Here is an 11,853-nt window from a genome sequence, read left to right on the forward strand (position 1 = left end):
TATTTCTTACGCATTCAACAATTCACGCTCGAGGCGTGTTAGTTTGTTTTCGATTGTGTCATCATACGTCGTGTAGCCGATCTGGACACGGAGTCCACCGATGACGTCTTCATCGACGACGTTCTTCAATTGAAGCGTCTTGTTCATCTTCTGACCGAAGACGAGTTCGACTTCTTTCAACTCTGTTGCCGACAACGGGTAAGCACTCGTGACGAACCCTTCGGCGATGCCACGGTAGTCGTTGATGTAATCAAGGACGTAGCGCGACAAGCCGCGAACTTCGCTCGCACGGTCGTTTTCGACCATGACGAGAAGTGTGTTGAGCACGATATCTGTCATGTCACCAAAGCTATGTGTTAAAAGCTGTGCAAGCTCGCTGTCACTGATTGCCGGATTCGTTAAGAGATCCGTGAGTTCAGGAGTCGCGTGGAGCACTTCATCGAGCAGACGCACTTCCGCTTCGACTTGGTCGAGCGTGCCTTGTTCCCGCGCTAAGTCGAAGAGCGCTTTGGCATAGCGTTTTGCTAACGATGTGTTCATCAGTTAGCACCTTTCGCTTTAGACAGGAAGTCTGTAACGAGGGCACGTTGTTTCACTTCGTCGCCTTTAAGGTCTGACTGAAGGACGTGGCGTGCGGCCGAGAGCGCCTGTGTGACGACTTCGGTCTGGAGCGATTGTTTCGCGAGCTCACGCTCACGTTCGATCGCTTTACCCGCCTCGATCTTGATTTGTTCGGCTTCCAAACGCGCCTGCTCCACCAAGCGTGCTTGTTCCGCTTCTGCTTGACGACGGCTTGAATCAAGCATTTCTTTCGATTCTGTCCGTGCTGCGCTTAATGCGTCACGTTGTTCGACTACATATGTTTCCGCATCTTTGCGGCTCTTTTCAGCGAGCTCAATTTCGTTCGCTACATACTCTTCACGCTGTCTCATCATTCCAAGGAGTGGTCCCCAAGCAAATTTCTTCAACAGGGCCAAGAGTACGAGGAATGTGAAAAGTGTAAAGATCATATCCAGGATGCGGAGGCCTTCGCCACCAGCACTAGCTGCAATCATCATCGTATCCATGCATACCCTCCTCTTGACTAAATAAGTGAGGGAGACACGCTCCCTCTTACGTTGTTCTCGTTAACTCGTAATCAAGAGTTGAGGAGAAGGAAACCGACAGCCACACCGATGATCGGGAGGGCTTCAACCAAACCGATACCGATGAACATTGTTTGACGAAGTTCGTTTTTGAGTTCTGGCTGACGTGCTTGTCCTTGTACTGTTCCGTATACGATGAGACCGTTACCGATACCAGCCGCGAGTGCTCCAAGACCGATAACGAGTGCTGTTGCGAGAAGATTCATTTGTTCCATTGTGTATATTCCTCCTAAAAGTTAAGTAAATAGTTTTTTTGTTCAACGCTTTGGCGAGACCTGCCCGAATTAATGCTCGGCAGAAGCTTTATGCCCGATGTACACCATTGCAAGCGTCAGGAAAATGTAGGATTGGATAACCCCGATAAAGATTGAGAAGCCTTGCCATAAAATCATTGGGAGAATTGCGAACACAGCACCGAGTGGGTTAAGTGCCCCTTCTGCGGTAATTGCGAGTCCCAAGATGATGGTAATCATGATTTCACCGGCAAAGATGTTACCGTAAAGACGCAGACCGAGCGTCAAGGTGTTCGCGAACTCCTCGATGAGCTTGATCGGCAATAAGAACCAGACCGGCTTCACGAATTCCGCCGAGTAGTGCTTCAAACCGTGTAGCTTCACGCCGTAATAGTGCGACATTGCAACGACGAGTGTCGACAATGCTAACGTGACGTAAGGATCGGCCGTCGGTGAGTTGAACCATAGATAGTGACCAGAAATGACGTTAAACGGTAGACCCATCAAGTTCGAGAAGAGAATGAACAAAATCAACGTCATTCCAAACCCGATGAAACGGCCCCCAGTCTTCCAGTCCATCGCACTCGAGATAATCCCGCGTGTGAATTCTGCGAAGAATTCCATTAAGTTCTGCTTACCAGTCGGCTTCATAGCCAAGCGTCGCGTTCCCCAAACGGCAAACGTAAATACGAGTAGTGATGCGATCAGCACCGTAATGACGTTCGTCCAGCTCCCATATAACGTATAATCTCCGAGTTGTAGAGAATATGTGGGAAACTCATGACCCATTAGTATTCACCTCTTTTCCTGCTGAGCTGGGCAAGTGTGAACTCGCCAAATTGTATGATGTGGCCGGCGATTAGACCAGTTACCACCGCAATCAGCGATACTCGATCCTCATAAAAGAGACCGACTATCACGGCTAGTGCACCGACTGCCATTCTTGAAACAGTCCCGTGCGACTTTGGGCGTCGTCCATGTTCGATGACGTCAAACATACGAATGACGCTTCGATTCTGCATATGTAGAATAATGAGACTGGCGACCCCACCTAGGAACAAGCCGAGAAATATCGGTTTGTACATAGGGACGATGAGCGCTCCGATGAGGAGAATGGCGAACCATCCGGTAAACCACTTCGTATAGCGTTTCATCAACTGCTTTTGTGCTTTTCTGTCTGCTTGCACTTGTTGTAGTTCCGTTTGTTCTAGCTTCATTCGTCCTCTCCTGTCAGTAAACTTCGAAGGGTGAGAACAAGCGCCGTGATTCCGAGAGCCATCCCCAGAAACACCGACACATTCCAACCAAACGTGCCCCAAAACTCACGTCTCGCCCCGTATTGGCCAACGAGATAACCGATGACGATCGGTCCAGCGAGCGCGGTCGAAATTTGAGAGGCTAGCGAGGCGTAGGACAGGTAACGATTGTCTTTTTTCGTCATCCTGATCCTCCTTTCGAGCTGCCGAGCTTTCCGTCTTCTCCATCGAATTCACACTCGCGTGACCATCAAAAGTCACACAAGTTCAGAGTACTGGAAATGGCATAAGAAGTCAATGAATTTCACAATTATAAAAGCGCTTTAAATCAAGGTGTATCAAGGCTTTTACGCAGTTCACAAACTAAATTAAAATCGCTAAATTTTAAAAAAGTATGAAGAAACGGTGAAATAAAAATGTTAACTTTATAACATTTCACATTGCGAATCAGATGAAGAATAGTTCAGTTATACCTCCACGTTTTGGAAAACACAATGACAAACGGCTTACGTTCACAAAAGGTTTTGAAACGGACGTTGACCCGATTTTGAAATCGTTTTCATCGTCCTGTATCAGTATACCGATTATCTTTTTATCATGTCGAGGGGTTCTGACGAATTTGTAGTGATGAATCTCACAGGGCGATTTTTGTCGTCCACACGTCTGGAAATCCCTTCCCATCAAGCCGAAATGGGTGGACAATACCAGTTCGAATGGCTACGATTACGATGTAAGCGCTATCTAAAAATGTGTCGATTTTGTGACTTTCGAAACCGACGCCCGCATCATGAAAATTTTGATGCGTGTGAGGAGGAACTACCATGGACTGGATGAATCAATTACGTGAGGAAATCGGTGCCGACGTCGTCTTCACGGACCCGACGACCCGACTCGCCTATTCGTTTGACGCGACACCGAACTATCAGGCGATGCCCGACGCCATTGTCGCCCCTCGCTCGACCGAGCATGTACAGGCTGTGCTACGGCTGTGCCATACATACCGCATCCCGGTCGTCCCCCGTGGGTCGGCAACGAACCTTGCCGGCGGGACGACGCCGCTTTCTGGTGGTGTCGTCATGGATTTCCGCCATATGGACCGCATCCTCGAGATTGATGAGAAGAACTTGACGGTGACGGTCGAGCCGGGCTGCATCACTGCCCATCTAGCGCAAGCCGTCGAGGCGAAAGGACTGTTCTACCCGCCGGATCCGAGCTCGATGAAAATCTCGACGATTGGCGGCAACATCAGCGAGAACTCAGGTGGGTTACGCGGATTGAAATACGGTGTGACGGCCGATTACGTGCTCGCGCTCGAGGCGGTGCTCCCGAACGGGGATGTCCTCCATACGGGCGGCAAGCTCGCCAAGGACGTGGCCGGGTACGATTTGACGCGTCTCCTCGTCGGCTCGGAAGGGACACTCGCCGTCATTACGCAAGCGACGCTCAAGCTCATCCCGCTCCCCGAGACAAAACAGACGATGCTCGCTTATTTCGAGGACTTGGACAGCGCGGCCCGAACGGTGAGCCGCATCATCGAGAATCGCGTCATCCCGGCGACACTCGAGTTCATGGACAAGAAGACAATCGAGGTCGTCGAGGCGTACGCGAACATCGGATTGCCGACGGACGTCGGCGCTCTCCTTCTATTAGAACAGGACGGCCCGCGTGACGTCGTCCGACAAGATATCGAAGCGATGCATGCTGTCTGTTTAGAAGAAGGGGCCTTGTCGGTCGAAGTGGCCCGAGACGAGGCACATGCCGAGACGCTTCGCTACGCCCGGCGCATCGCCTTGTCCGCCCTCGCCCGACTCAGCCCGACGACGATTTTAGAGGATGCGACCGTGCCACGGAGCGAGATTGCCGAGATGGTCCGGCGCATCGAAGCGATCGGACGGGCGTATGACATTCAAATCGCCACGTTCGGTCATGCCGGGGACGGCAACCTGCATCCGACGGTCGCGACCGATGCCCGGAATCATGAGGAGATGGAACGTGTCGAGGCGGCGTTCGCCGATATTTTCGCCGCCGCGCTCGACCTCGGAGGGACGATCACCGGCGAGCATGGGGTCGGGGCGATGAAAGCACCGTATCTCGAATGGAAGCTCGGTCCGGCCGGGATAGACGTCATGAAAGGCATCAAGCTCGCCTTCGACCCGCACGGCATCATGAACCCGCAGAAGATGTTCGCCAAAGCGGCGAAAAAACGCATCGTCCAAGGAGGTAAATCATGAAGCAGACGCCCGAACTCGCCACCCGCATGACCGAGAAGCTCGACTATGAAGAGATGCTCGGCTGCATGCGTTGCGGCTTTTGCCTGCCGACGTGCCCGACGTATATCCGCTCGAAAGACGAGTCCGCCTCCCCGCGCGGTCGCATCGCCATCATGAAAGGTGTCGTCGACGGATTGATTGAACCGGACGAGGGCGTCGAAAAGACGCTCAACGAATGTCTCGGTTGTCTCGCCTGTGAGCCGGCATGTCCGGCCGGGGTACGCTATAGCGTCTTGCTCGAGGACGCACGCGCCGCCATCACCGAACATAAACGAGCGACGGGACAAATGCCGGTCCGCGAGCGGCTCGTCCGGAAAGTCGTCTTTGACGGGCTGTTCTTGAATAAGGCGAAGATGGAGACGGCGACAGGCTTTCTCCGCTTCTATCAACAGTCTGGCGTCCAGACGCTCACTCACAAGCTCCGCATCCTCGACTGGTTCCCGGACCAGCTCCAGAAGATGGAGACGATCCTACCGACGGTCCCGCCGAAGACGGAGCGACGTCGACGTCCGGAGCGAATCCCGGCGACGGGAGCGACAACGGCCCGTGTCGCCTTCTTCAGCGGCTGTTTGATGGACACGATGTTCTATGAGACGAATGCCAACACGATTAAACTGCTCCAAGCGGCGGGCTGCGACATCGTCATCCCGAAAACGCAACAGTGTTGCGGGGCCTTACATGGTCATGCCGGTGAACAGACGGGTGCCGTCACGCTCGCCAAGCAGAATATCGCAGCGTTCGAGGCCGAGGACGTCGATTACGTCATCACGAACGCCGGCGGTTGCGGTGCGTTCCTCGTCGGCTATGACCATCTGTTAAAGCACGACCCCGAATGGGCCGAACGCGCGGAACGGTTCACGGCCAAGATCAAAGACTTCGCCTCGATTTTGATTGAGGTCGGCTTTCTCGACCGCGTACCGCTCTCCCTACCGGAGCAGCTCATCACGTACCAAGACTCGTGCCACCTCCGCAACGTGCAAAAAGGGGCACTCGCCCCGCGGGTATTGCTCCAGGCAATCGAAGGCGCCGTCTATATCGAACAGAAGCATGCCGACCACTGCTGTGGCTCGGCCGGCGTCTACAATCTATTGCAACCGGTGATTGCGAACGACATCCTCGAGATGAAGATGGGGCACGTGAACGCCACGGCGGCACAAACGATTGTGACATCGAACCCGGGCTGTCACATGCAGATGCAACTCGGCATTCAAGAACATGGGACCGACTCGATGCGTGCTGTCCATTTGGCAGATTTACTCGTCGAGGCGATGGACAATCATGTAAACTAACGTATTGAGAGGAAGACACTGGCTACACGTGTCCTCCTCTCTTTTTCTTTTCGAATAAAAAGGATAATAATTATCCCCGCTTTACCAGAGGTTCAAACGCTTTTTTCGAAAAAAATGTTTACAATCATCTAACGACGGGCATATAAGGTTATGTGAAAATAATTACTGAAAAGGGTGACTGCATGATTGAGTTTAAACAAGTCAAGAAAACGTTCAAACAAACGACCGTCTTGAAAGAGATGAATCTCACGATCAACAAAGGTGAGCTCGTCGTCTTTATCGGCCCGTCCGGCTGTGGGAAGACGACCTCTTTGAAAATGATTAACCGCTTGATTGAGCCGACGGAAGGCACGATTATCGTCAACGGCCAAGACACACGCAAAATGGATCCGATTGAATTGCGGCGCCAGATGGGCTATGTCATTCAACAGACCGGCCTCTTTCCGCATATGACGATTCGCGAAAACATTCAATTGATTGCGAGCCTCGAAGGACATGCCGAACAAGACATGGACGCACGCACCGAACACCTTCTCCGTATGGTCGGTCTCGACCCGGACCAGTTCATCGATCGCTATCCGAGCGAATTGAGCGGTGGGCAACAACAACGCATCGGTTTCGCCCGTGCCCTCATGAATGACCCCGAAGTCATTTTGATGGATGAACCGTTCAGCGCCCTCGACCCTGTCACGCGAAACGATCTCCAAGAAGAGCTGTTCAACCTGCAAGAAGAAGTGAAAAAGACGATTGTATTCGTCACCCATGATATGGATGAGGCGATCAAGCTGGCCGATCGCATTTGTATCATGCGCGACGGGGAAATCGTCCAGTTCGATACCCCGGAACAAATCCTTCGGAACCCGAAAGACGAGTACGTCGAATCGTTCATCGGGAAAAATCGAATTTGGAACAGTCCTGAATTCATCAAAGCGAAAGATATCATGATCACCGATCCGGTATCCATCAGCGGGAAGCGGACGGTGCTTCAAGCGATTGAAATCATGCGCTCCCGCAAGGTCGACAGTTTGTTGATCACAGACCGTGATCGTGTCCTTCAAGGACTCATCAAATTGAAAGATGTCCACGGCATCCAAGACAAGACGAAGCGGCTCGAGGAAGTCATGAACACGAACTATGCTTTCGTCTCAATCGAGGACTCGCTCCTCGACATTTTAGACGTCATGAACACGAGCGACCAAGGGTATCTCCCGGTCGTCGACGGTTCGATGCTTCACGGTTTGATCACACGCAGCAGTTTGCTTTCCGTCCTCAGTGAGCAATTCATGCAAGAGGAGGAAACTATATGAATGCCATTCAATCATTTTTCGATTACTTCACGAGCAACACCGACCAAATCGGGACGCTCTTGCTCGAACACTTACAGCTGACGGTCTTTGCCGTCTCGCTCGCCGTCTTACTCGGGGTACCACTCGGGATTCTCATCTTACGGATCCCGCGTCTCGCGAAACCGATTCTCGGTCTGACGAGCGTCGTCCAAGCCGTACCGAGTTTAGCGCTCCTCGGATTTTTGATCCCGTTCATCGGAATCGGATCGACCCCGGCCATCATCATGGTCGTCTTGTACTCGCTCCTCCCGATCGTGAAAAACACGTATACGGGACTATCGAGCATCCCGGGCGATACGCTTGAGTCGGCCAAAGGGATCGGGCTCACCGACCGCCAGATTTTGAGTAAAATCCAGCTGCCGCTCGCACTCCCGATTATCATGGCCGGGATTCGCATCTCGGCGGTCACGGCCGTCGGGCTCATGACGATCTCGGCGTTCGTCGGAGCAGGTGGTCTCGGTTACCTCGTCTTCGCCGGAATCCAGACCGTCGACAACAATCAAATCCTCGCCGGTGCCATCCCGGCCGGTCTGCTCGCGCTGTTGATCGACTTCGTCGTCAGCCGCATCGAGTACAAGGTCGCACCGAATGGCATCGTCCTCGCGGATGGCCGGATGAAGAAAAAGACGCGTCGTTCGGCGAAGAAAGTCACGAAACCACTCATCGTCATCGCGACGGCGTTCGTCCTACTCCTCGCCGGTTCGATTTATGCCTTCACCCGTGAAGACGACACGATTGTCGTCGGATCGAAAAACTTTACCGAGCAATTGATTCTCGGGAACATGGTCGCCGACTTGATTGAAGACAAGACAGACCTCGATGTGAAACGTCAATTGAACCTCGGCGGGACCCAGGTCGCTTTCAGTGCCCTACGGACCGGTGAGATTGATACGTACGTCGAATATACGGGCACATTGTTCGTCGATGTATTGAAACAAGAAGTCGAGAACGACCCGGACGTCGTCTACGACAAAGTCGTGAAACAAGTGAACGAACGTTTCGATATCCGCACGCTCGACCCGATCGGTTTCAATAACACCTACGCCATCGCCGTCAAACAAGAAGACGTCGACAAATACGGTTTAAAGACCGTCTCAGATCTCGCTGCGGTGAGTGACGAGCTCGTCTTCGGTCCGACAATCGAGTTCTCGAACCGGGAAGACGGATACCTCGGCTTGAAAGAAGCGTATCCGTTCAACTTCCAGGACGTGAAACCGGTCGACGGCGGACTCCGCTATACGGCACTCATGAACAATGAGAGTAACGCCATCGACAGCTTCTCGACCGACGGCTTGCTTAAACGCTTTGATTTGACCGTCCTCGAGGACGACAAACAGTTCTTCCCGCCGTATTACGCGGTCCCAATCGTCAGCGAAGAGACGCTCGCCGAGCATCCTGAGCTCGCGGACGTATTGAACTTGCTGAGCGGGAAAATCACGGACGAGACGATGCAAGAGCTCAATTATCTTGCTGACGTCGAGAAACAACGTCCGGAGAAAGTCGCCCGCGACTTCCTTATCCAAAAAGGATTGATTGAACAATAAACCTATACGAAAGACGACCCTCCCGTTCGAATCGGGAAGGTCGTCTTTTTTTGTAGCCGATTTTAACCTACGTTCGTCGCCTGGCCGACCGAGACGCGGTTGCGCCCACTCTGTTTTGCTTGATAGAGGGCTTGGTCGGCCGCCTCAATCAAGTCGGTCTTATCACCACTTGGCGTTGGCGCATGTTCGGCGACGCCGATGCTGACACTCACTTTTCGCAACGGGGTGTACATTTCGTGCGCGATGTTCAGTTTGAGCACCGCCTGCCGAATCCGTTCCGCGATTTCTTTCGGTTGCCGCGCGTGGCGTGGCCGCAGGAGCACCGCGAACTCTTCGCCTCCATAGCGGGCCGTCATACCGTCTTCCCCGACCGCCTTGTCGATCGCGTTCGCCACCCGTTCGAGGCAAGCGTCTCCGGCCAAATGGCCGTATGTGTCGTTATACGTCTTGAACGCATCGATATCAAGCAAGAGGAGCGCAAGCACGTCTCCGGTATCGGTCGCTTCGTCCCACATTCGTTCTAACTTCTCGTCAAAAGCTCGACGATTCCAAATCCCGGTCAAGGCGTCATGGAGCGAGCGATGGATGAGCGCTTGTTTGCTGCGCTCGAGCCGGAACGTATGCATGAACGTCATCAACAGCAACAATGCGATGCCGACGACGATGAAGATGACCCATTTCGCTGAATTCGAGGCAGTTTCACTCCGAAGCGTGGCTTGTTGGATAATGTTGTCGATGTCTTCACGAAGGGCCGCATCGACGTCTCGGAACTGGTTGATATAATCGATGCCACTATAGCGACGCGCGTTCGCGGCGATGACGTCACCCGCCTCGATGAGTTCGATTTGCGACGCATGGAACGCCTCCATTTTTTGAATGAGCGGCAACGCCTCGTCTTGAATCAATTCCTGCATGATCGGATGACGCTCGTCGAGTTCACGAATAATACGAATCGTCTCCTCCAATGATTGTTTCGTCGCCTCATACTGTTCGAGCGACTGCGCGTCTTGGTTATATGTATAGCCCCGGACCGACAGCTCTTGGTCGAGCAGTAACCGAAACAGCTCCGAGGCGGCGTTCGAAATCGGGATGGCTTCCTCGACAATTCGTCGATTTTCCTGCTCGATGTCCTGAAACGCGCTATAGCTCCAGACGCTCGTTAAAAACAACGCCATCAAGGAGATGAGTAAGTATCTTTGCAGTAGCGAGAATTTAGTCTTCATCGTGTCTCTTCCCTTATCCCGACATCGGACCGACTTACGGTCTCTTCCTCTTCTACTATCGGCCGTCTCTTCGATCGTCTCAACTAATTTGAATCGATTGGTGCACATTCCCACAAAAAAGAGAGGATCACCAGGATCCTCTCATCGGGTTCATGCTTATTTTGTTCCGAACAGACGGTCACCTGCGTCACCGAGTCCTGGTACGATGTAGCCGTGGTCGTTCAACTTCTCGTCAAGTGCGGCGAGATAGATTTCGACGTCCGGGTGTTCGGCTTGAACACGTTCCACACCTTCAGGGGCTGCACAGAGGCAAGCGAGCTTGATCGACTTGGCACCGTGCTTTTTAAGCGCGGCAATCGCGTCGGCTGCTGAACCGCCTGTCGCGAGCATCGGGTCGACGACGATGAAGTCACGTTCTGTGACGTCCGTCGGCAACTTGAGATAGTATTCGTGCGGCTCGAGCGTCTCTGGGTCACGGTATAAACCGATGTGACCAACTTTGACGTTCGGCATCATTTTGAGGAAGCCATCCACCATGCCGAGGCCTGCCCGTAAAATTGGGACGATTCCCAATTTCTTGCCGGCAATCATCTTCTGTGTCGATACAGAGACCGGTGTCTCAATTTCCACATCAGTAAGCGGAAGGTCGCGTGTAATTTCATATGCCATGAGTGACGAAACCTCGTCTACGAGTTCACGGAACTGCTTCGTCCCCGTCTCTACTTTACGCATAATCGTCATCTTGTGCTGAATCAATGGGTGGTCATAAACGTGTACTTTGCCCATCATGCTTCACTCCTCTCTCAATCTCTCTTGAGCATTGTACCCTAACTTTTCTGAGAAAGGTAGGGTCAACTTCTGTTTTTTAAGAGGTCAGACGAAACCCGAAGGAACGAAATCGATCCCTCGGGGTTCAGGTGACACATGGTTTAGAATTTGAAGAAATTTAGGAAACCGGCCGTCTTGTGTTTCACTTTTCCGCACATGTTTCCTTTGGCGGCGTGATGGTCGTTAGACGAGCTGTGCTTGGCGGCATGCTTTTTAGCATGTTTTTTGGCATGCTTTTTCGCCTTCTTCTTCTCTTTTTTGTCTTTCTTCTCTTGCTTCCAGTCAGCTTTTGCTTTTTGTTTCGACTCGGTCGGTTTGTCCGTCGAGGCATCTGCTTTCGGAGCTGAGACTGGCTTTGTGACAGGCTTTGTCGCCGTTTCTGTTACAGGTTTCGCCGTTGTCGTCGCAGCCGGTTTCGTGGCTGTCGTTGTAGCTGGCTTCGTCGTTGTCGTCGTAGCCGGTTTCGTCGTTGTCGTCGTAGCTGGCTTCGTTGTTGTCGTTGTAGCCGGTTTCGTCGTTGTCGTCGTAGCTGGCTTCGTTGTTGTCGTTGTAGCCGGTTTCGTCGTTGTCGTTTCAGCTGGCTTTGTCGTTGTCGTCGTAGCCGGTTTCGTCGTTGTCGTTTCAGCTGGCTTCGTCGTTGTCGTCGTAGCTGGCTTCGTTGTTGTCGTTGTAGCCGGTTTCGTCGTTGTCGTTTCAGCTGGCTTTGTCGTTGTCGTCGT

General features: G+C 52.6%; 13 protein-coding genes. 4 read left to right on the forward strand and 9 right to left on the reverse strand.

Annotated elements, in window-relative coordinates:
- Positions 1-6: 6 nt before the first annotated feature.
- The 6 genes from KNP95_RS04725 to KNP95_RS04750 form a co-directional block, all read right to left on the reverse strand.
- Positions 7-540 carry a F0F1 ATP synthase subunit delta gene (locus KNP95_RS04725; protein ID WP_021066137.1) on the reverse strand — a complete coding sequence of 178 codons (534 nt, stop codon included), beginning with the start codon at positions 538-540 and terminating at the stop codon, positions 7-9.
- Positions 540-1,067, reverse strand: a complete 528-nt coding sequence (gene atpF, locus KNP95_RS04730; protein WP_214835761.1) for a F0F1 ATP synthase subunit B — start codon at positions 1,065-1,067, stop codon at positions 540-542. Before atpF ends, KNP95_RS04725 begins: the two co-directional genes overlap by 1 nt.
- A gap of 71 nt (positions 1,068-1,138) precedes the next feature.
- The gene (atpE, locus tag KNP95_RS04735) at positions 1,139-1,351 is read right to left on the reverse strand and encodes a F0F1 ATP synthase subunit C (RefSeq protein ID WP_024370837.1); all 213 of its coding nucleotides are present in this window, start codon (positions 1,349-1,351) and stop codon (positions 1,139-1,141) included.
- Between the two features lie 78 nt (positions 1,352-1,429).
- On the reverse strand, positions 1,430-2,167 hold the full coding sequence (gene atpB / locus KNP95_RS04740; RefSeq protein ID WP_021066134.1) for a F0F1 ATP synthase subunit A: 738 nt from the start codon (positions 2,165-2,167) through the stop codon (positions 1,430-1,432).
- Positions 2,167-2,595 carry an ATP synthase subunit I gene (locus KNP95_RS04745; RefSeq protein WP_214835764.1) on the reverse strand — a complete coding sequence of 143 codons (429 nt, stop codon included), beginning with the start codon at positions 2,593-2,595 and terminating at the stop codon, positions 2,167-2,169. The genes atpB and KNP95_RS04745 overlap by 1 nt, the downstream gene beginning before the upstream one ends.
- A complete protein-coding gene (locus KNP95_RS04750; RefSeq protein WP_021066132.1) occupies positions 2,592-2,819 on the reverse strand; it encodes a hypothetical protein in 228 nt (75 codons plus the stop codon). The genes KNP95_RS04745 and KNP95_RS04750 overlap by 4 nt, the downstream gene beginning before the upstream one ends.
- A gap of 645 nt (positions 2,820-3,464) precedes the next feature.
- Between KNP95_RS04750 and KNP95_RS04755 the strand changes: the two genes are divergently transcribed.
- The 4 genes from KNP95_RS04755 (at position 3,465) to KNP95_RS04770 (ending at position 9,083) form a co-directional block, all read left to right on the forward strand.
- Complete coding sequence (locus KNP95_RS04755) at positions 3,465-4,865, forward strand: FAD-binding oxidoreductase (RefSeq protein WP_052013668.1); 1,401 nt, start codon at positions 3,465-3,467, stop codon at positions 4,863-4,865.
- Positions 4,862-6,193, forward strand: a complete 1,332-nt coding sequence (locus tag KNP95_RS04760; protein WP_251138463.1) for a (Fe-S)-binding protein — start codon at positions 4,862-4,864, stop codon at positions 6,191-6,193. Before KNP95_RS04755 ends, KNP95_RS04760 begins: the two co-directional genes overlap by 4 nt.
- 182 nt (positions 6,194-6,375) lie before the next feature.
- Positions 6,376-7,500 (forward strand): ABC transporter ATP-binding protein, encoded by a 1,125-nt coding sequence (locus KNP95_RS04765; protein WP_214835767.1) that lies wholly within the window; start codon positions 6,376-6,378, stop codon positions 7,498-7,500.
- Positions 7,497-9,083 (forward strand): ABC transporter permease/substrate-binding protein, encoded by a 1,587-nt coding sequence (locus KNP95_RS04770; protein ID WP_214835769.1) that lies wholly within the window; start codon positions 7,497-7,499, stop codon positions 9,081-9,083. Before KNP95_RS04765 ends, KNP95_RS04770 begins: the two co-directional genes overlap by 4 nt.
- Before the next feature lie 62 nt (positions 9,084-9,145).
- On the opposite strand, the gene KNP95_RS04775 is transcribed toward KNP95_RS04770, so the two are convergent.
- The 3 genes from KNP95_RS04775 to KNP95_RS04785 all read right to left on the reverse strand — a co-directional run.
- The gene (locus KNP95_RS04775) at positions 9,146-10,306 is read right to left on the reverse strand and encodes a GGDEF domain-containing protein (RefSeq protein WP_029594681.1); all 1,161 of its coding nucleotides are present in this window, start codon (positions 10,304-10,306) and stop codon (positions 9,146-9,148) included.
- 156 nt (positions 10,307-10,462) lie between these two features.
- Complete coding sequence (gene upp, locus KNP95_RS04780; protein WP_021066126.1) at positions 10,463-11,092, reverse strand: uracil phosphoribosyltransferase; 630 nt, start codon at positions 11,090-11,092, stop codon at positions 10,463-10,465.
- A gap of 143 nt (positions 11,093-11,235) precedes the next feature.
- A partial coding sequence (locus tag KNP95_RS04785; RefSeq protein WP_214835771.1) for a hypothetical protein occupies positions 11,236-11,853 on the reverse strand: 618 nt, incomplete at its 5' end.

This window comes from Exiguobacterium sp. s36 (assembly GCF_018618345.1).
Lineage (GTDB): Bacteria > Bacillota > Bacilli > Exiguobacteriales > Exiguobacteriaceae > Exiguobacterium > Exiguobacterium chiriqhucha.